Source organism: Advenella kashmirensis W13003 (assembly GCF_000506985.1).
Taxonomy (GTDB): Bacteria; Pseudomonadota; Gammaproteobacteria; order Burkholderiales; family Burkholderiaceae_B; genus Advenella; species Advenella kashmirensis_A.
In genome coordinates this window covers 464908-486454 of the sequence record NZ_KI650980.1, presented here as the reverse complement: position 1 = coordinate 486454, position 21547 = coordinate 464908, and the positions used below count along the sequence as shown (strand labels likewise).

Annotated in this window: 16 protein-coding genes; 8 read left to right on the top strand and 8 right to left on the bottom strand. The window is 57.0% G+C overall.

Features of this window, described 5'->3' with window-relative positions:
• Positions 1-17 precede the first annotated feature (17 nt).
• The 4 genes from W822_RS37075 to W822_RS37060 all read right to left on the bottom strand — a co-directional run bounded on the left by W822_RS37075 (position 18) and on the right by W822_RS37060 (position 5584).
• Positions 18-2603, bottom strand: coding sequence for a DNA internalization-related competence protein ComEC/Rec2 (locus W822_RS37075; protein ID WP_024005745.1), 2586 nt, complete (start codon positions 2601-2603; stop codon positions 18-20).
• Positions 2604-2761: 158 nt separating this feature from the next.
• Entirely contained in the window at positions 2762-3559 is a 798-nt protein-coding gene (locus tag W822_RS37070) for a TatD family hydrolase (protein WP_024005744.1), read from the bottom strand.
• An 89-nt stretch (positions 3560-3648) separates the two neighbouring features.
• Positions 3649-4359, bottom strand: a complete 711-nt coding sequence (gene lolD, locus W822_RS37065) for a lipoprotein-releasing ABC transporter ATP-binding protein LolD (protein WP_024005743.1) — start codon at positions 4357-4359, stop codon at positions 3649-3651.
• Positions 4352-5584, bottom strand: a complete 1233-nt coding sequence (locus tag W822_RS37060; RefSeq protein WP_253272316.1) for a lipoprotein-releasing ABC transporter permease subunit — start codon at positions 5582-5584, stop codon at positions 4352-4354. Before W822_RS37060 ends, lolD begins: the two co-directional genes overlap by 8 nt.
• Before the next feature lie 405 nt (positions 5585-5989).
• Between W822_RS37060 and W822_RS37055 the strand changes: the two genes are divergently transcribed.
• From W822_RS37055 to lysS, 8 genes are all read left to right on the top strand, one after another.
• Complete coding sequence (locus tag W822_RS37055) at positions 5990-7678, top strand: Na/Pi cotransporter family protein (protein WP_024005741.1); 1689 nt, start codon at positions 5990-5992, stop codon at positions 7676-7678.
• An 8-nt stretch (positions 7679-7686) separates the two neighbouring features.
• Positions 7687-8784, top strand: a complete 1098-nt coding sequence (pstS, locus tag W822_RS37050; protein WP_024005740.1) for a phosphate ABC transporter substrate-binding protein PstS — start codon at positions 7687-7689, stop codon at positions 8782-8784.
• 88 nt (positions 8785-8872) lie between these two features.
• Positions 8873-9832, top strand: a complete 960-nt coding sequence (locus tag W822_RS37045; RefSeq protein WP_024005739.1) for a hypothetical protein — start codon at positions 8873-8875, stop codon at positions 9830-9832.
• Entirely contained in the window at positions 9820-11532 is a 1713-nt protein-coding gene (recJ, locus tag W822_RS37040) for a single-stranded-DNA-specific exonuclease RecJ (protein ID WP_024005738.1), read from the top strand. The genes W822_RS37045 and recJ overlap by 13 nt, the downstream gene beginning before the upstream one ends.
• 143 nt (positions 11533-11675) lie before the next feature.
• Positions 11676-11825: a hypothetical protein gene (locus W822_RS46340; RefSeq protein ID WP_155848153.1), complete on the top strand. Its 150-nt coding sequence runs from the start codon at positions 11676-11678 to the stop codon at positions 11823-11825.
• 155 nt (positions 11826-11980) lie between these two features.
• Positions 11981-13085 (top strand): peptide chain release factor 2 gene (gene prfB / locus W822_RS37035; RefSeq protein ID WP_155848152.1). Its coding sequence is split into 2 segments (ribosomal slippage): positions 11981-12061 and positions 12063-13085, totalling 1104 coding nucleotides; the frame shifts between segments, so codons are not numbered across the junction.
• Between the two features lies 1 nt (position 13086).
• Positions 13087-13836 carry an SDR family NAD(P)-dependent oxidoreductase gene (locus W822_RS37030; protein ID WP_024005735.1) on the top strand — a complete coding sequence of 250 codons (750 nt, stop codon included), beginning with the start codon at positions 13087-13089 and terminating at the stop codon, positions 13834-13836.
• Between the two features lie 118 nt (positions 13837-13954).
• Complete coding sequence (lysS, locus tag W822_RS37025) at positions 13955-15478, top strand: lysine--tRNA ligase (RefSeq protein ID WP_024005734.1); 1524 nt, start codon at positions 13955-13957, stop codon at positions 15476-15478.
• 70 nt (positions 15479-15548) lie between these two features.
• Here lysS and W822_RS37020 read toward each other — a convergent pair whose 3' ends face one another.
• The 4 genes from W822_RS37020 to W822_RS37005 form a co-directional block, all read right to left on the bottom strand.
• Complete coding sequence (locus W822_RS37020) at positions 15549-17441, bottom strand: LysR family transcriptional regulator (protein ID WP_024005733.1); 1893 nt, start codon at positions 17439-17441, stop codon at positions 15549-15551.
• Positions 17442-17455: 14 nt separating this feature from the next.
• Entirely contained in the window at positions 17456-18763 is a 1308-nt protein-coding gene (locus W822_RS37015) for an MFS transporter (RefSeq protein WP_024005732.1), read from the bottom strand.
• A 77-nt stretch (positions 18764-18840) separates the two neighbouring features.
• Positions 18841-20091 carry a Zn-dependent hydrolase gene (locus tag W822_RS37010; protein WP_024005731.1) on the bottom strand — a complete coding sequence of 417 codons (1251 nt, stop codon included), beginning with the start codon at positions 20089-20091 and terminating at the stop codon, positions 18841-18843.
• Entirely contained in the window at positions 20088-21470 is a 1383-nt protein-coding gene (locus W822_RS37005) for a dihydroorotase (protein ID WP_024005730.1), read from the bottom strand. The genes W822_RS37010 and W822_RS37005 overlap by 4 nt, the downstream gene beginning before the upstream one ends.
• Positions 21471-21547: the final 77 nt, after the last annotated feature.

Below are 21547 nucleotides of genomic sequence, written 5' to 3'. Positions count from 1 at the left end.
ATCCCATTCATCATAAGCTAAAACCCGTCCCAATACCGTCGCGTGGCAGCCCTTGCACTATTTACCCACAACCCCTCGGCGGTCGAACGCAACTGTATCGCGCCGGTCTGTATCGTGTCCATAGCCAGGCGCGAGGTATCGCGCCAGCGCGCCATGACCGTGGCTGCAGGATGCCCGTATCGATTCAGATAGCCTGCCTGGGCAAACGCGACCAGCGGCTGCGCGGCTTCGACCAGCATCCGAGACGATGAGCTGGCCGACCCGTGATGCGGCATCATCACCACATCGACTGCAAGCAAGCCAGGCCGGGCTGTCACCAGTTCTTTTTCAACCGATGCCCCGATATCACCGGTCAGCAGTGCCGAATGGTACCTACCGTCAATCCGTAAAACACAACTGTGATCATTGTCCGCTTTGGCTGGCAGGCCTTGCACCGGCCACGGATGAATAAACTCAAACCGGACACCATCATATGCAAAGGCAACACCACGCTGGCACAGGTCGAACATGGCTTGCGGATCTTTTATTTGCAGATCACGCTGCAATGCCTGTTGCTCTTTTTCCAGATAAAAATTGAGTGCAAACGGTGTATATGCGTGGCGCACCTGCACCTGCTGCAGCACGCTGCCAGCGCCACCTGCGTGATCCAGATCGGAGTGGGAAATAATGAGTTCATCGATTACCGAAATGCCAAGCGCCTGCAAATACGGTACGACGACGCGGCTGCCACTGTCATTGTCATGACTGTGTCTCACGCCCGTATCAAATAGTACCGTGTGATGCCGTGTCTGCACCAGCACGGCCGCACCCTGCCCTACGTCCAGCGCAGTCATGAACCAGTCTCCCGGCAATGGCCGTGGCGCCCGGTAAACCAGAACGGGGATCAGCAACATCAACCCGAATACGCGAACAGGAAATCCTTTGGGCAGGGCAAATATCACAAGCCCCATCATGCCAGCTACGACCCAGTGCGTGGGTGGAGCAGGAAAAACCGCTGCAGCCCAATCCTGTCTGGCCAAGACGTCGGCAGCGTCGATCACGCCTTGCAACAGGCGATGCGTGAACCCGGCCAGCCACAACGAGGCCTGCGGCCAGACGCCGCTGGCACACAGCACAGCCAGGAGCAGCGCCAGCGGCGTGACCAGGCCGCCAATGATCGGGATAGCAAAGGCATTGACGATCGGCGACACAAAGGCGTATTGATGAAACAGACCGACCAATAACGGCAACAGCGCAACACTCATAAACAATTGCAATGTCGCTGCCCGTGCGACGCTCTGCGCCAGGCGCTGCCACCACGCCGTCGAAACCGACAGGCACTGTTCACCACGTACACCCCAGAGCATCAGACCCGCGATGGCAGCAAAAGACAGACAAAACCCAATCGACAACACGGCCCAGGGATCGATCACCAAAATCAGCAGGCCGGCCAGCATCAGAAGCGTCATGCCTTTTGTCTGTATCCTGAAGGTAACCGATATCCACAGAATGGCGAGCATGACAAACGTGCGTTGCGCCGGAATGCCCCATCCAGCCAGAAGCGAATACGTGCCCGCAACAACCAGGCCGCTGGCCGCCGCAGCAATGTGCGCAGGCTTGCGCTCGGCAAGCCATTTTCCCTGCAGGCGCAATCGCCGCCACAACCGGAATACGCCCAGGCTACCAAGCGCCGCCAGCATGGTGATATGCGAGCCGCTTATAGAGACCAGATGCGTGATGCCGGTCAGATTGAAAATCTTCCAGTCGTCCTGATTAATACCGTTCTGGTCGCCCATGACAAGTGCAATCATCACCGGACCATATCGCTTGCCATGCAGCACCTGATTCAGGGTACGTCGCAGATCAAAACGTAATCGTTCAATGGCGGTGCCCCATTGGCGCCAGGGTTCATCCCACAACAGACGCGGCGCACCGCTGACCGAACCGCTGGCGCGAATGCCTGACGCGAACAAGTATGCGTCGTAATCGAAGCCATGAAAATTGCGCGGCGTGCGATGTCGCTTCAGTTTGATTGTCATCTGCCAAACCTGTCCGGGACGAACATCGGGCAAACCGTCGAGTGGACGCTGTGGTTTAGTGTAAGGCCCACCGCGCGTCCCCGTAAACCAGCGCAACAGCACCCGGGAAGGCAGACCGCTGATGTACTTGTCAGGCAGGATGTGCGACTCGAAGGCCCAGCCATTGACCAGGTCTCGCGGCAAGCCGGTGACTTTGACCCGGATGGTAACAGCACGATTCTCCCATTGTCGATCAAGAATATCGGCCAGCCGCAGCTGCGCCCGCCACGCAGAATACAGCGCGCCACTGAGCAAGCACAGGACAAGCAGGCTGAATACGGGCAACCATTCGGCAACGATGCTGTCCAGAACGAACCGCAGCAAACGGCGACGGACATACTTACCGTCGCCTCTTTTACCCGCTGCACGCAAACGACATGAACGCGTCTGCAACAATAAGCAGGCAAACAGGCACAACCCCCACCCTGCACCGAGCCAGATGATGGACGGCAGCGACGGCCACCACTGCACCACGGCAATCCCCAGCGAGAGACAGAACAGCCAGAGGGGCGCGGGCAATCGTAATAAAACAGCGTGCGAATGCATGAGTCAGTCTGAAAACGAATGGGTAAAATGCAACCATTGTTCACGACGACAGTCGACGGGACAAGCTGCGGGAGACGGTTATGTCAGTGAGTAATGACCGTCCCGGATACACAGGACTTATTGTGGATTGTTGCGATTGACGTCACTGCCCGCGGCAGTCACATGGCCAGCCTGGGCAAAATGCGCAAGGCGCTGGCCCCTGTTTGCTGTGCCACTTCGACCTGGCTCATGCCCCGTAACTGCGCCAGCACCTGTGCGATGGCCGGAATCTGTTCGGGGGTATTGCGGGGATGCGCACCTTGCAGCCAGGCTGGGGCAATATCGGGCGAATCCGTTTCAAGAACAAGACCCGATATGGGAACACGCGTCGCGAGACGCCGGATCTGGCGCGCCCGGGTAAACGTCATCGCCCCGCCCAGCCCCAGGGCAAAGCCACGCTCGACAAACCGGTCAGCCTGCTGGTCACTGCCGTTGAAGGCATGTGCAATGCCGCCCACCTCCGGCACACGATTCAGGTATTTCAGAATCATGTCCTGTGAACGACGCACATGCAATAACACCGGCAAATCATGTTTGCGCGCCAGCTTCAGTTGCTCGTAATAGAAATGCTCCTGGCGCTTACGGGGTTCGCCTTCGGCGATATCCTTGACAAAAAAATCCAGGCCAATTTCGCCAATGCCCACAAATCGCGGATCGGATAAGGCCTGCGTGACCTCTTGCGCCAGTATATCAAGGTCTTCATCAAGTGAGCGGGCAACGAAAAGCGGATGAATGCCCAGGGCATAATAGCCACCGGCAAAGGAATGGGCCAGATCACGGACCGCAGCAAAATTGCAGCGCCCGATGGCAGGGATCACAATACGTTCAACCCCGGCCGCTTTGGCTCTGGCGATCACACTAATACGATCGTCATTGAATTCGGATGCGTCAAGATGACAATGGGTATCGATAAACATGATCTCTCCTTCGACAGAACAATTGCGCCAGATCACCATGAGCGGCGACCTTGCGCAATGCATTCCGCTTCATCTTAACGCTTCACGGCTTATGCCGCCTGTAATACGCCACGGTCCATCAGCAATTGCCGGTCAGCCAGCGACGCGAGTTTGGCATCATGCGTCACAATCACAAATGCGGTTTTGAATTCCTCATTCATTTGCTTGAGCAGCGCAAACATGCTGGCCGAGGTTTCCCGGTCCAGATTACCGGTCGGCTCATCGGCCAGTACGCACACCGGGCGGGTGACGAGCGCGCGCGCCAGCGCCACGCGCTGACGTTCTCCGCCTGACAACTGGCCCGGCGTATGATGAATACGCGCCTTCAGGCCGACCCGTTCGAGCACGGCCTCGGCGCGGGAACGCGCTTCTTTGCGGTTCATGCGTCGCACAATAAGCGGCATGGCCACGTTATCGAGTGCATTGAATTCGTTCAGCAGATGATGAAACTGATACACAAAACCCAGGCTTTCGTTGCGGATATGACTGATCTGTTTTTCGCTCAGGGAACGCGTTTGTTGCCCATTAATCAGAATGTCGCCCGAGGTGGGTTTGTCCAGCAGCCCCAGCATGTGCAACAAGGTGCTTTTGCCCGAGCCCGATGCGCCGATAATGGCGACCATTTCGCCGGCACGAACCTGCAGGGACACGCCCTTCAGAATATCCAGCCGCGAATCTCCATCGTCATAATATTTCACGACATCGCGTGTTTCAAGGGCATAGCCGTCTGCCGGCCTGATGTCTTTTTCAGGATTAATCATGACGCAGGACCTCCGCAGGTTGCAGACGGGAAGCCCGCCAGCTCGGATAAATTGTCGCCAGCAGCGAGAGCACCAGCGATGTTATCCCGATCAATGTAATGTCGTTCACTTCGGGATGGGAGGGCAAGGTGCTGACAAAATAGATACTCGGATCCAGGAAGTGAATGCCGAACAGCCGTTCAATAAACGGAATCACGATATCAATATTGTAGGCAACCAGGCAGCCGAAGAACACGCCCAGGAAAGTGCCGATAAAACCGATCAGAGAGCCCTGCACCAGGAAAATCTTGCCAATCTGCACAGGGCTGACCCCCAGGGTTCGCAAAATGGCAATATCCGATTGCTTGTCCTTGACCGCCATTACCAGCGAAGACAACAAATTGAATGCCGCCACCGCCACAATCAGCACCAGAATCAGGAACATCATGCGCTTCTCGGTTTTGACGGCCGCAAACCAGGTGCGGTTGTCCATCGTCCAGTCGCGCGCCACCACACCGGGCGGCAGTGAATTGGTCAATTGCGTCGCCACTTCCGGCGCGCGAATCATATCGTGAATTTTCAGGCGGACACCGGCAGCGCCGCCGTCACGAAAAAGTACCGCAGCATCCTTCACCGAAATAAAAGCCATGTTCGAATCATATTCATAATGGCCGGAATTAAAAATGCCTGACACGGTGAATTGGCGCATCCTTGGAGAAAACCCCGACGGATTGATCGAACCTTGCGGCGTCATCAGCAATAGCGTGTCGCCGACCGTTACCCCCATGTACTGGGCCAGGTTGGTGCCGATAACCAGATGAAAGCTGCCGGGCTCAAGACTGTCAAGCGAGCCATTCACCATTTGCTGCGGCAACTCAGATACTTTGCCTTCGTTGGCCGGGTCAACACCGCGAATCTCCACGCCTTTCAGAACATCGCCGCGAGCCAGCATGCCACCGGCCGCCACAAAGGCCGAGGCGCCTTCCACTTCCGGATTCTGTTGCGCTTCCTTGGCCAGCTTTTGCCAATCGTCGGTGACTGCGACCGGATCTTCATTGGGCACAATTAACTGGATATGAGGCAGTACCGACAGCATCCTGTCGCGCACGTCCACCTGAAAACCATTCATGACCGACAGCACGATGATGAGGGCGGCTACACCCAGTGCAATCCCGACCATGGAGGTGCCGGCAATGAAAGAAACAAAACGGTCGCCTTTCCTGCCCCGCCCCCGCGTGCGAGTCAGGCCGGCGTACCGGGCGCCAATCCATAATTCAAAAGGTATTTTCACGTAGTTTGATCTTTATTAAAAACGACAAAACAGTCGAGCCCCTGATGATAGCTGAAAACCGTTATGGCTCAAAGGCAGGCCCGGGTACAGAAATAAGATTGTATTTCAGTGTATTTGTTCCCGACTGCGCAAACATCTGCTCGCGCGATCTGCCAAATCGCCGTCCGCCCAATTGTAACAATATTGTAACCGCACGCTTTTACACTTTATCGCGGTCGGATGGATGCCCACCCATCCGGCTCATCCCGGCAGACAACGACGTTGCCGGTCCCAAAGAACACGACACCGCGATATAGACAACCTCAAGTAACCCCCGTAATTCAATACCCGCTACGTAATTAACTAACCATTTCGAAAATTATGGACATCGACATTTTTAGTGAACTACTCGTGCCCGTCATTGGCGGACTCGGCGTCTTTATGCTCGGGCTGGAATTCATGTCCGACGGCATCAATAATCTGGCCGCAAACAAAATGCGTGCCTGGCTGGCAAAGCTGGCCGGCACCCCGATCAAAGGCCTGGCGGCCGGTACAGTGATCACCGGCGTACTGCAATCGAGCACGGCAATGACCGTGATGGTGGTGGGTCTGGTCAACGCTGGCGTAGTCGGATTGCGCCCGGCGATCAGTGTCATCATGGGCGCCAACATCGGCACTACACTGGGCAACGGCCTGATTGCGCTGCCACTTGGACCGCTGGGCCTGATCAGCGCAGGCATCTTCGCCCTGCTCTACGTGTTCAGCCGTTCTGACCGGACTCGCAATATTGCGCTGGCCATCATTGGTTTCTCGCTGATTTTCTATGGGCTGAATCTGCTGACCGGCGGGCTCAAGCCATTGCGCAACATGCCTGAAGTAATGGAAACCATTTCTTCGCTGTCTGCCGCAACCTATAGCGGTCTGGCGGTCTGTGTGCTGACCGCAGCTGGCATCACCGCCATGATCCATTCCTCTTCGGCGACCATCGGCATCGTCATGGGCCTGGGCGCCGCGGGCATACTGGACTGGCAGACCGCAGTGGCCTTCTCGCTAGGCGCAGACCTGGGCACCACCATCACCTCCTGGATGGCTTCGCTCAACCTGTCAAAGAACGCCAAGCGCGCCGCCTACGCGCATATCTCGTTCAATTTTATCGGCGTGGCCATCATGTTTCCCCTGTTTTTTCTGTCTATGGACATTCTGCAATGGGCGATGGGTCTGTTCGGCATGGAAGTCGGCAAAGCCATCATCGTGGATGGCAAGGAAACATTCCCTCTTGTGCCGGTCGCCGTGGGCCTGTACTCGATAGGTTTCAATATATTCAATACCGCGGTGCTGTTCCCGTTCATCGGAGTCTTTGATCGTGTCCTTTCCCGCATCGGCGCCAGCCGGGAGGACGAAGAAGATTATGCGGTTCCCCGTTATCTTGCAAAAGAAGCACAAAGCCGGTTCGACACCGGTGTGGCCGCGGTCAGTAAGGAACTCGCCCGTTACACTGAGGGCGCCGGCTTGTTGCTGGCCAGCGCACGCGGCAACGAAAAGGTATTGAAAAATTCTGCCGAACACGAACTGGCATTGAACACTTTGAATCAGGAAATCCGCGCGTATACGGCAGGCCTGTTCAACAACAATCTGACGATGCAGCAGGCCAATTTGGCTGCGAGTCTGATCGAAGAGGAAGATTTCTGCGCCAGTCTCACGCAGAATCTGTCACAGATTTCGCGCCGGGTTGAACGGCAATTATTCTCGGACAACGGCAAAATCATTGTGTCGGCCATCCTGGACATGGTTGAAGATGCCGTCAAAAAAGGCCCGCAAGGCGTCTATCTGCCACAGGCCCATGCCAGCCAGATTTTGGCGCTGCGTGAACGTGCACTGCAGCCCGAACAAAAGCTGAGCTGGGACGAACGCGGCGCAATCCTGACCCTGCTTGGCAGTGCCGAGCGTGCTTTCAATCTGGTGCAACGCATCTCCGAAGAACGGCAGTCAGTGTCACGCGAACTGGGGTCTGACACGAACAAGCCGGCAACTAGCCAGCCCGCCTCAGGCATGCTGGCCAACCCGCTGTGAGGTCGCGTATGGATACGTCTTTCAACAATCAGAATAGAATGCGACGCCGCCTGGTGCAATCGGCTGCCGCAGGCGTGGCTGTCGGTATCATGACACCCCTGTGCCGGGCCAATACCTTTGGAGACAGCCTGTTAAAAGGAGCCGGCTCAACCTTCGTCATGCCGCTGGTTCAGCGCTGGACAAAAGAGTACCGCGAGGACGGCGTCGGAACAGAGTTTGCCGCGCACAATTCGGGGCTCGATACCGACCTGTGGGGAAGGGCCGCACTGGACTATGAAGCGGCAGGTTCACTGGCGGGCCTGCAGCGGCTGCAGGCCCGGGCGGTGGACTTTGCCCTGAGCGAGTTGCCCATGTCGCAGAAAACGCTGACCAGGCTCGGCCTGATCCAGATTCCCATCGTGCTGGGCGGCGTCGCCATTGTGACCCATTTGCAGGAATTGACCCGCCCCTTGCGCCTGGACGGCGCCACGCTGGTTTCTATTTTCCGCGGTCGCATCTCGCGCTGGAACGACCCGGCGATTGTAGCGCTTAATCCGGACGTGAATTTACCCGACCTGACGATTAAGCCCATCTATCGTACCGAAGGCTCAGGTACAACCTACACCCTGACGCGCTCCCTGGAAACCCAGGACAGCGCATGGCCAGGGGATGTGGGTGTCGACGCCCTCGTGCGCTGGCCGGTCGGGTTGCCGGCGCGTGGCAGTTCCGGAATGGCGCAGGCGCTGCTGGCCCGAACGGGCGGTATCGGCTACCTGGATGCGGTTCAGGCGGCCAGCACAGGACTCAATATCGCCGCACTGGCCAACTCAGCCGGTCAATTTGTCACGCCCGGCAGAGCGGCCATTGAAGCGGCAGCACAGGGCGCTGCCCGGCAGATCGCGCTGAAAAACGAACCGCCCCAATTGGTCAACGCGCCTGGCGAACACAGTTACCCGATCACGGCCACCGTACTGGCCATTCTGAATGCGGCGAATAAAAAACGCGGCGACCGCCGCGCCCGCACCTTTCTGAAATGGGCGCTCAGTCATGGCCAGCAAAGTGCCTTCGATATGGGTTATGTACCATTGCCGCCTTCCATCGTCGAGCAGGTACGTGCCATGCTGTAAATGATCGGGGGCGCGACGCAAGTCGACGCCACAGCCGGATTGCAACGGCGCACCGGAAAAGGCATCGGATTACGCGTATAATCCCCGAATGGAATTGATCATTACGGGGGCGCTGCCCCCCGCTTCAGTCGCTGACGAAACTGCCCGTCACCTGGCCAATGCGGCCCCCCTGCTGCAACGCCTTTTTGAGCACGCCGTCGCACAGGTTCATCTGGCCGATCCTGACCAGACAGGCTGTACGGCTTATGAGGCCTGGCTGCTCGGACAACACCGCTTTGTCCCTGACCCAGCGCAAACATTATGTGCAGGACTGGCGCCCATCCTGGCCCCCGGTGGTCCGGCCGACGAACCGGTATGGCTGTTCCAGCTGGCTCACTTCGGCCTGAGCCAGAGCGGCGCGCATATGCTGACGGCGGATGATATTGTCGTGACCGAACAGGAAAGCCTCGCGTTATATGAAAGCGCGGCTGACATCTTTACCGATACACCCTTCGTATTAAAAGTACATACGCCACAAGGATGGACCGTCGGCGTACCGGATGGTTTCACCCTGCCCTCACGCAGCCCGTCCCTGATCGCCGGCGCCGATCTGTCGCATGTCTGGCCCCAGGACGATGCCGTCAAACCGCTGCGTCGCCTGCTGAGCGAATTGCAGATTGCCTGGCATCACCATCCTGTCAACGAAATTCGACGTCAGTCCCGGATGCCTGTAATCAATGGCGGCTGGCTGTTTGGCGGGGCGCGTCCCGAGCAGTTGTCAGCGCCGGAGCGCGCCCTGCCATTCGTCCTGCGCGCACTGGAGGCTGCCCACCGACAGCACCAGTGGGGACACTGGCTGGCTCAGTTGCCGGGCGTTGAACAGGAATTGACGCAACAGCTGGATGCCGCACTCAGACCCGAATTATCGGGCAATCCTGTTACCAGGCCCGTCAAACTGATCCTGACCGGCACCGACCGCTGGGTCACCCTGACCCTGGAACCCACGCCGGCACTCTTGAAATGGCTGCCGGGCAAACGCAAGCAATGGAAGCAATGGTGGTCTCAGTAAAAATTACAAGCCGTCCGCTGAACCCGGACTATGAATCGCAATTGCTGGCTGGCGGTGCACACGCGCTGCTGGCCCGCTTATGGGCTGCGCGCGGGGTCACCTGCCCGGAACAGACCAGGCAATCCTGGGCTGACCTGCTCAATCCTTCGCAACTGAGCCAGGCAGACCGTGCTGCGGTGATTCTGGCCGATGCCATCGTCGCCGGGCAGAAACTTTTGATTATTGCCGATTACGACTGTGATGGCGCCACGGCTTGCGCCGTTGGCCTGCGTGGTCTGCGCGCCTTTGGCGCCGATGTCGATTTTCTTGTTCCCAACCGGTTTGAGACCGGCTACGGGCTGTCTCCCGCCGTGGTCGAACTGGCCAGCCGCCATCACGCTGGCAAGCCGGATCTGCTAATCACCGTAGATAATGGTATTGCCAGTATTGAGGGCGTGGCCGCCGCCAACGCGCTCGGCATGCAGGTGCTGGTGACAGACCACCACTTGCCGGGCGATACCCTGCCTGATGCGCTTGCCATTGTGAATCCCAATCATCCGGGCTGCCCGTTCCCTTCCAAGAACCTGGCTGGTGTCGGCGTTATTTTTTATGTCCTTTTGGCCTTGCGCGCCGAATGGCGTCGCCGCGGCCTGGTCGAAACAAACGGCGGTCCGCGTCTGGACACGCTGGCCGATCTGGTCGCGCTTGGCACTGTGGCCGATGTCGTCAGACTGGACGCCAACAATCGCCTGCTGGTTGCGCAGGGCCTGAAAAAAATCCGTGGCAGCAAATTACAGGTCGGCCTCAAGGCCCTGTTCCTGGTCGCCAGTTGCGACCACCGGCAGGCCACGGCACTGGACCTGGGCTTTCGTATCGGCCCGCGCATCAATGCCGCCGGCCGCCTGGCCGACATGAGTATCGGCATACGCTGCCTGACCACCGATGACGAAGCCGAGGCGCTGTCCCTGGCCCGGGAGCTGGACGCTATCAACCATCAACGCCGTTCCATCGAACACGATATGAGCGAACAGGCCCAGGCCAGTCTGGATGCACCTGGCAAAGCCCGCCATGCCACCGTCTGCGTTTATCATCCGGACTGGCATCAGGGGGTCGTCGGCATCGTTGCCTCACGGCTCAAAGAAAAGTTCTGGAAGCCTACGCTGGCTTTTGCCCCGGGAGACCCCGGCGAGCTGCGCGGATCGGGCCGCTCGGTACCTGATGTGCATCTGCGCGACGTGCTGGATCTGGTGTCCAAAACCCATGCGGGCATGATCCTCAAATTCGGCGGCCATGCCATGGCGGCGGGCTTGACGCTGCGCGAAGATGCCTTCGAGCAGTTTGAAGAGGCCTTCGATCTGGCGGTTCGGCGCATCAGCGGCAAGGACAGTTTCGAACCACTTATCGAAACCGATGGCTCGCTCGATCCCCTCTATACGACTGCAGAAATAGCCGGAATGCTGCAGGAACATGTTTGGGGCGCCGGCTTTCCGCCGCCGCTCTTTCGGGATACGTTCAGGATCGTCAACCAGCGCCTGTTGAAGGAAAAACATCTGAAATTACGCGTCGAGCGCATGAACCAGCACTATGATGCAATCTGGTTCAACCACGCCGAGGCGCTGCCGGAATATATCGACCTGATCTATGAGATTGCGCCCAATGCCTGGAATGGCGTTGTAAATGTGCAACTGATGGTACGCCACGCCGAGCCTGTCGCGTTCTAGCAGACGATTCAGACGCGCGATCTATTACGATTGCTATCAAACCTGCCGTTTTCCGGTATTCTTGTTACAACGGTTACCGTCACACTAAAGGCAAAGACGGCGCAATTTGTTACGCTGCCTTTTTGTCTTCTTCCAATGTCAACATGAAATACCTTACCGCCCTTCTGTTGTTTGCGCTTATGGCACTGTCCGCCTGCACCACGACCGGCACACCGGGACAGCACATCGATGGCGTCGTCGGCACGGTCGGTGGCGCCTTTGGCAATGTTTCGGGTCAGCGCCCAGCCCCCTGATCGCAACAAAGACGTTCGTGCGGCCATCGCCTGCTCTGCTTCACTGGCCAGACCAAGCGAAGGTTTTGCCGGTCAACTCCGCTCAAGCGCCAGCGAATGCGCCGCGTGCGTTAAAATAAAGGGTTAAAAAATCAATCAGCAAGGAAAATATTCGCATGGAAGCAGAACGTCAGAACCAACTCGTTGCCCGTCTTGCCGACTACGCAGAACGCGAGGATGCACTTCGGAGGTATCTTTGACGTCGAATCCAAATCGGAACGACTGCAGGTAGTCAATCTGGAACTGGAAAATCCCGACGTCTGGAACGATCCCGAAAAAGCCCAGGAACTGGGCCGTGAAAAAAAGACGCTGGAAAACGTCGTCCTTGTTTTGGACGAGCTGCGCCAGAATATCCAGGACACCCAGGAACTCTTCGAACTGGCCAGCGCCGACGATGACGACGCAACCCTGCTTGCTATCGAAGAGGACGCCGACAGCTATGGCAAAATCATCGACGGCTTTGAATTTCGCCGCATGTTTTCCAATCCCGCTGACCCGCTTAACTGCTTTGTGGACATTCAGGCCGGCGCCGGCGGTACTGAGGCCCAGGACTGGGCCTCCATGCTCTTGCGCCAGTACCTGAAGTATTGCGAACGCAAGGATTTCAAAACTGAAGTACTGGAAGAGTCCGACGGCGACGTCGCCGGTATCAAGTCGGCCACCATCAAGGTCGAAGGCGAGTACGCCTTTGGCTATTTGCGCACGGAAAGCGGCGTGCACCGGCTGGTGCGCAAAAGCCCGTTCGACTCGTCCAATGGCCGTCATACTTCATTTGCCAGCATCTACGTTTATCCCGAAATCGACGATTCCATCGAGATTGACGTGAATCCGGCCGACTTGCGTGTGGATACCTATCGCGCCAGCGGCGCCGGCGGCCAGCACATCAACAAAACAGATTCGGCCGTTCGTATTACGCACGTACCAACCGGGATTGTCGTGCAATGCCAGAATGACCGCTCGCAACACCGCAACCGTGCCGAAGCCATGTCCATGCTGCGCTCCAAACTGTATGAGCTGGAAATGCGCAACCGGCTGGCCGAACAGCAAAAGCTGGAAGACGCCAAAACAGAGGTGGGCTGGGGCCATCAGATCCGCTCCTACGTGCTGGACAACAGCCGCATCAAGGATCTGCGTACCAACGTGGAAATCTCCAACACCCAGAAGGTGCTGGACGGCGACCTCGACCCGTTCATCGAAGCCAGCCTGAAACAGGGAGTCTGATATGAGTGGAACCATCGCCATTGTGACGGGCGCCTCGCGCGGCCTGGGAGCGCAACTGGCGCGCCAGCTTGCCGGCAACGTGCAGCAACTGATTACCGTGTCGCGCAATCAGGACGAACAGACCGCGCAACGGGCCCAGGCCAGCGGCTGTCAGCACGACCACTACGCGCACGACCTGTCCGACGTGCAGCATATCGAAGCTGCAGCGCTGGGCATCTTTGCCGTGCTGAACAAAACCGCCGACCGCTACGTGCTCATCAATAATGCCGGTTCTCTGGGCCCTGTCGGCCAGTACGACACACTCAGCGATGCGCACGCCGTCTCGGCCACCTTCAATCTGAATGTGACCAGCGCCATGCTGCTGACCACTGCGCTGCTGCGCGCCACCGAGGGCCTGGGTGCCGATGTACGCGTCATCAACATCTCGTCCGGAGCCGGCCGTTCTCCGACCGCAGGCTGGGGCGTATACTGTGCGACCAAGGCTGCGCTTGACATGTACACGCGCGTCGCCCGACTCGAGGCGCCGCATGCACGACTGGTATCGCTGGCCCCGGGCGTCATCGACACGAACATGCAGGCCGATATTCGTGCCAGCAAACCCGACGACTTTCCCGATCTGGCCCGATTCACCACGCTGAACGAAACAGGAGCGCTGGCCAGCCCCCAATCTGTCGCAGAGAAAATCATCCGTTACCTGAACAGCGCGGAGTTTGCCAGCAAGGAACTCGACGATATTCGTCAACACAATTAACATTCATGATATGTCGCCACGGCGGACGATTGTTTCGCCCGTGCCCCGACATGTCGCAACCCATTTGCCGGGTTGGAATAGCCATCCCTGACCGGCAACGCAAAAGATCAGCAACCTTATGAACGACACCCAGAAAGACGCCGCCACCGACGTGGACGAAAATAAACTCATCGCAGAGCGACGCGGCAAACTGTCCCGCCTGCGTTCAGCCGGCGTGGCCTATCCCAACAGCTTCAAGCCCGAACACAAGGCGCAGGCCCTGCATGAACAGTTCGGCGCCCTGGACAAGGAAACGCTCGACCCCCAGGCCAACCCGGCACGGGTGGCCGGTCGCATGATGCTCAAGCGCGTCATGGGCAAGGCCAGTTTCGCCACCATTCAGGATGTCAGTGGCCGCATTCAGGTCTATCTGGATAAAAAAGGCGTGGGCGATGAAGTGTATGAACAGTTCAAAACCTGGGATATCGGCGACATCATCGGCGTCAGCGGGCGGGTTTTCAAGACGAACAAAGGCGAGCTGTCCATTCACGCCGAATCGATCAACCTGATTTCCAAATCCCTGCGTCCCCTGCCGGACAAATTCCACGGCATTGCCGATCAGGAACTGCGTTACCGGCAACGGTATGTTGATCTGATCATGACCGAGGAATCACGCAACACTTTCAAAGTCCGCAGCAAGGCCATTGCCGCCATGCGCTCGGCCATGAACGACTCCGGTTTCCTGGAAGTGGAAACCCCCATGCTGCACCCGATTCCTGGTGGCGCAGCGGCCAAGCCGTTTGTGACACATCACAACGCGCTGGACATGCAAATGTTCCTGCGGATCGCACCCGAACTGTATTTGAAGCGCCTGGTCGTCGGTGGCTTTGAACGTGTTTTCGAGATCAACCGCAATTTCAGGAACGAAGGCGTCAGTCCGCGGCACAATCCTGAATTTACAATGATGGAGTTCTATGCGGCCTATACCGACTATCAGTGGCTGATGGACTTTACCGAGCAATTGCTGCGTGACGTCGCGGTAGAAGCGACTGGCAGCGCGGTGTTGACGCACCAGGGCAAGCCGCTGGATCTGAGCCAGCCGTTTGACCGCCTGACCATCACGCAAGCCATTATGAAATACGCATCGGGCTATACCGAAGCCCAACTGCAGGACGTTGAGTTTCTGCGCACCGAGCTGCGCCGGCTGGGGGCCGATGTGGATGGTCCGGTTCTGGCCCGTGCGGGTGTGGGTGCGCTGCAATTGGCCCTGTTTGAAGAAACAGCAGAATCACAATTGTGGAACCCGACATTCATCATCGACTATCCGGTAGAAGTCTCTCCCCTGGCACGCGCCTCGGACAGCAATCCTGAAATCACAGAACGCTTCGAGCTGTTCATTACCGGCCGCGAAATTGCCAACGGCTTTTCAGAGTTAAACGATCCCGAAGACCAGGCCGCCCGTTTCCAGGCTCAGGTGGCTGCCAAGGACGCCGGAGACGAGGAAGCCATGTATTACGATGCCGATTATATTCGCGCACTCGAATACGGCATGCCGCCCGCCGGTGGTTGCGGTATTGGTATCGACCGGTATATTATGCTGCTGACTGACAGCCCGACCATTCGGGATGTGCTGCTGTTCCCGCATTTGCGCAAGGAAGATTAGAACGGTTGCGCGTTTGCGCAAGAAAGGCCAGGAAGGTCACACCCTTGCGCAATAGCGGCTTTCAGGCATGTCAGGTGGCGGCGATGTCTCCACCGTCATCCAGTTTGAGCCGCAGATAATCAATCAGATTGCGTTCTACCGAATTAAGCTGCCGGTTTTTAAGATACGACAAACGGATCGTCCTATGCAACTGCGGGACCAGCGGAATAAACCACGCCTTCTGCGCCGAAATCAACCCTTCTACTGCGGACCGGGGCAATAGCGATCCATACTTGGCCTCGTCAATCCAGCGCTGATTGATGTTCAGGCTGTCGGACTCGACATCCGCGACCAATGTGACACCCTGTGCAACGCAGTGATTATCAATCAGCTTGCGCAGACCAGATTCGCGTCTGGGCAAAACCAGCGGGCAGTCGTGCAACGAATACCACGATAGGGGCTGGTCCTGCGCAATACCTAAACGGCTTGCCAGCGCGGGCGCAACGACCAGCCCAATCGGCTCCGGCGCAGAGACCGCTTCCTGAATCAGCCAGGAGACATTGTCTTCCACAAAAGCCAGATGAATATGCTGGCTGCGCAACAACCCCACCAGCACCTGCTGCTTGTCTTCGACAATTTCCAGTCGAACATCGGGGTATCGCGCCTGCCATTTTGCGACCTGGTTGACGATCAGTTCACTGAGTCGGCTATTGACGTCGGTACTGGGCACCACGCCGAGCGACAACCGTTGATTCTGCTGCAATCGCTGTGTCTGCAAAAAGGACTGTATATCGGCCAGCATGTGTCGCAAACCTTGTTGCAACTGAAAAACAAACGTGCCCGAAGGCGTGAGAGACAGCTGTCGTACGCCCTGATGCCGATCGATCAGAACCGTATCAAGGGAGGATTCAAAACGTTTGAGCTGAGTGGTAATGGCCGGCTGGGCCATATACAACTGGGTGGCAGCCTTGCGAACCGAACCTTGTTCCGCGACCAATCCGAAATACCGCCACTGCTTCAGCGTTGTGCCTGGCGAAAAGAGCGGCGGATCCGACGCAGGCCGATCCACAACGCGGCGCAGATTGTGCAACAGGAGTTTGGAGGCTGGATGGCTGTCATAGTCCCGCAACTCGATGGCGGACATCAGTGTACTGTCCACCGGACTCAGCTGCCAGTTGGCATCGCATGTTGTATCCAGACAAAGCTGATTGACCAGGAAGACGCGGTCATCCTGGGGCGGGCGCATCATAATCTGCAGATAATCGCGATCATCATATTCATAATTCAGCTGCAGTTGTGCGCACAACTGCATGGCCTGCTGCAGCAACGCCCACGGCATGCGTGGTATGCATACCCTTCCCTCGTATCTGCCGTCCACAGCTTGCCTGGCGGGCTGGTTCTCGACTGATTGCGAATGCAAGAGAAGCCAGCCGCCTGCCTTAATAAAGGAATTGGCGCCCGGATTCTCCAGAATCGGGCTGATGACAATATCAAATTGGGCCAGCCGTGGCCATGGGGGCGTCCAGCCGGCCTGACTGTCGGCGTCCTGCAGGTAGCCGTCGTAAAACTCGATACAGAAAAGGGTATCGCGATACTGACGCTGGGTCCTGAGGATCGCATCAAAGAAAACGGCGCTGGTTTGTCCGCGATATGCCGCATACGGAAAGCGAACCCTGATCCAGCCCAACTCATGACAGGCCGCCTGTGTGTATCGACAGGCAAAGTCTTCCAGCAGGCACATCCGCAAAAAATGATGGCTTAAAACAAGCGCCGAATCATCAGGAATGAATTGCCGGAATTCGCGTTGAAACAAAGGCAGCCCGCAAAGCTGTTCCAGCTCGCTGATCGACTCGCTGATGCCCGATCTTGCAATACCCAATTGCGCGGCAGTCTGTGCCAGACTTCGCGACTGGCACAGATGGCAAAACCGGATGAGATTCCTGAATTCGAGCTGCTGCAGGATATGCCTTTGTTTAAGCGTCATGACGCTATTATGACTCACCTTTTGAGTCTGGACATTCCAACCGTTGCCAGCAAACCGATTACAGATGCAATAAACATATAATAGCTCGGCGCCATCACATCAATCGTGGTCGCCCAGGTCATGAGCGCAGGCGTAAAACCGGCAAAGAAAATGGCGGCCACGTTATACGAGACAGCCATACCGGTAGAGCGGACCTGAATTGGAAACAATTGCGCCAGGGCCGAAGGCGCAACGCCGGCAAACAGCGCCACGGCAAAACAATTTAAAATCTGGACAATAATCAAATTGGTCACGGTGGGCGAATGATGCAACCAGGTCAGCAATGGCCAGGAAATAAACATCAGTATCACGCACCCGGCACGTAAGACTTTATAGGCACCCATACGATCTGCCATGCGTCCGGCAAAGACACATCCGATGACCATGAAAATATTGCCCACAAGCGACGCCGTAAAAGCCTGATTCCGGGTGAACCCAAGACCGATAACCGGTGAGGCATAGTAGGTCGGCATATAGATCACCAGCACGTAGACACACACCGTCCAGAGAATCGAAAACAGAATACCCAGGATCATATGACGCGGATAGCGGCGAACGATATCCAGCAACGGCTTTTTATCTGCGGGCCGGGTCTGTTTTTGTTGCGCTTCGAACTCGGGTGTTTCATCCAGCGTACGACGAATATAATATCCCAGCGGTACGATCAGCAATCCGACCACAAAAGGAAGGCGCCAGGCCCATTGCGAGATGGTGGCATCGTCGAAAAAGCTTGTAATCATCATGCCCATGAATGCCGCCAGGATATTCGAAATTCCCATGCTGGCCTGCAACCAGGCGGCGTAACTGGCGCGCTTTTCCACGGGTGCACTTTCCACCAGGAAAGCTGTCGCGCCACCGATTTCTCCGCCTGCCGAAAAGCCCTGCAACAATCGTCCGGCCAGCAGCAGAATAGGCGCACCCACCCCGATCATCCATACCGGTGGTGCAATCGCAATGATCAGTGTGCCCAATGCCATGATGCCGATCGTCAATGTCAGTGCTGCCTTGCGCCCGACGCGATCGCCGTAGGACCCCAGATACAACGCCCCGATCGGTCTGGCGATAAAACCGACGGCAAAGACGAGGAACGTGCTGATGAGCGCCGATACCTCATCACCCGCGACAAAGAAGCTGTGTCCGATATAGCTGGCAAAAAACGCAAACACACTGAAGTCATACCACTCCAGCGCATTTCCGATGGAGGCTGCCGCGACCGCCTTGCCTGTTTTACTATTGCTTTGAGTTGTGCCGGCTGCGCCGGCAGGCACACTTTTATCGGGCACCCCTGTCTCCGGGTACTGTTGAATTTTTTCCATATTTTGTCCTTTTACCCCGAACAACAATTGTCATTCGGATCGATCTAGTTCTTTGCTGTCGCGTCGAACCGCTCTATCGCATCAATCAGCACGCTCACTCCCTGCCCTAATTCTTCTGCCGAAGTCCACTCGTGAGCGCAATGGCTCTTGCCCTCCTTGCTGGGCACAAAAATCATGGCTGAGGGGCTGATATGGCTTAAAAATGCGGCATCGTGCCCGGCCCCGCTGGGCATGACTTTGTACGGCAAACCAAGGCTGTCACTCGCATCGCGAATATGCGTCATCAGTGCCGGCGCGCACACAACAGGCTGGGTGTCGGTGACGGTATCGCAGGACAGCAATGTGACCTGATAGGTATCGGCTGCCCTGGCGGCAATCTGCTCCAATTGTTTGTGCAAGGCCTCCATGCTGGGACGATGATCCGAACGCATTTCAACTGAAATTTCTGCAAACCCGGGTACAACATTGCTGGCATTGGGTTTGACATTGAACTGACCGCAAGTAGCGACAACATAATGCTCCGGCGTCTCACTGGCCATTTGCGCGACACACTGCCGAATATCACAGGCGGTTTGTGCTGCTGCAAGCAGTGCGTCACTGCGCATATTCATGGGCGTGGTGCCTGCATGCGCGGCCTGTCCACGAAAAGCCAGGCGCACCCGGATGATACCGACAATGCCGCTGACCACGCCGATCGGCGTGGCTTCGTTCTCCAGCACACAACCCTGCTCGATATGAATCTCAAAAAAAGCCTTGATATCGTCACGCTTGATCAAATTATCCGGCTTGCCGCCCATACGCACAATCGCATCGGCAAGCTGCTCTCCGGTCTGCGGGTGGGCACTACGCAGAATGTCATCCGACAAGTAACCGCTCATACCCCGGCTGCCAATACAAGACTGGCCCCATTCACTGGGTTCTTCCGCCAGAAAATCGATGACTTCAAGCGTATGCTTCAGCTTGATATTACGTTCCTGCAGCGAGGCCACGCATTCGAGCCCGGCTACAACGCCCGCGACGCCGTCAAACCGTCCACCGCCCGGCACCGTATCGCTATGCGAACCAACAGCAATGACACCGCTGTTTTTGTCAGCCCCTTCCAGGCGCCCGACCAGATTGCCGGCCGCATCCACATGCACCGCCATGCCCAGTTGCTCCATGCGCGCAGTGATCCACTGGCGCCCTTTCAGAAATGTCTCGCTAAAAGATCGTCTGGTATAGGGCAGTGCCTCGTCCGTAATGGTGCCCAGTTCCATCAGGGCATCCCAGTAGCGTTGTTGATTGGCTTTCATCATGATGACGCAAGTCCTGCAGTTGATAAGGGGCGGATAAATTGGCCACTGCCCGGTTCGGCCGTCACGTTACTGCCATCGAATACCCAGTTGCCGCGCAGCATGGTCTTCTTGACTTTATAGTCAATCGTGCGGCCATCGTACGGGCTCCAGTCAGAGAAGTTCTGTCCGCTGGCCTTGCCGTCATAGACATACGGTTCTTTTTTCAGAATCGCCAGATCAGCGTCACGCCCGACTTCCAGTGCGCCTTTGGTATCCTGAATGCTGAACAGTCGTGCCGCGTTATACGTCAGTACCTGCACCACCCGGCTCAATGGCACGTTGCGCCTTGACGCCTCGGACACCATCATGGGCAGCAGCACTTCCAGGCCGGTTGCGCCGGACGCATTGTCAAACATATTCGCGTTGGACTTGCGATCCAGGGACCAACTGACATGGTCAGTTGACACAACCGTCAGCGTCCCTGCCGCCAGATGCTGCCAGAGCGCTTCGCGCTCGCGTTTGCCTCGAATCGGCGGATTCACTTTACCGCGTCCCACCAGACGGCTGACATCGTCTTCTTCAGACAGCACCAAATAATGCAGACAGGCTTCCATCGTCGCAGGGTAGCCCTGCCGTTGATACGAGGCACAAATTTCATAGCCACGCCCATTGGAACAATGCACTACATGCGCACGGCAACCCGTGTCAGCACCCAATTCGTATACCTGGAGCACGGCCAGGTTCTCGGCGTAGACCGGCCGGCTGGCAGAATGGGCGGCATAATCTGTCCGCCCCTGGGATTTGACGCGTTCGATCAAATGCTTGACGACTTCATCATCCTCATTATGCACGCCGGCAATCAAGCCGTACCCGCTGATGGCAGCAAAGCAATCATGCATGGTATAGGCCGGGATTCGGGGAAAACGCTCGGGGTCGGTGCCAAATGTGGAAAATTTAAAGCCGATTGCGCCGGCGGCCACGATTTCATCGATTTTGGCGGCCCCGTCGTCCGGATGAACCGTGCCGTAAAGAGCAAAATCCACCCTGGCCTGTTCCCGGGCTTCCTTTTTTTTCAGTTCAAAGCGCTCAGCGTCGCAAATGAGCCTGCCCGCATCATAAGGCATATCGACAATCGTGCCGACACCGCCTGCCGCCGCGGACCGGGTGGACCAGATGAAATCTTCCTGCCCTTTCTGGCTGCGGCTATGTACCTGCGAGTCTATCGCTGCAGGAAAGACATAGCAATCAGAATAGTGTTCAGTCTGGCGCGCTGCAGGAAGGCCGCTGTCGACCGCCCCCACATGAGCCACTTTTCCGTTTTGGATCGCGACATACCCATTGGGAATCTCGCCATGCGCCAGTACCAGATGGCCGGTTATCAGTAGATCAAATTCTGTCATACGTTCTCCGTGATTTTTCACAAGAGTGCCACAATCGGCCCGCGTTGTCGTATTCTGAATTTTGATCTGACTTATAA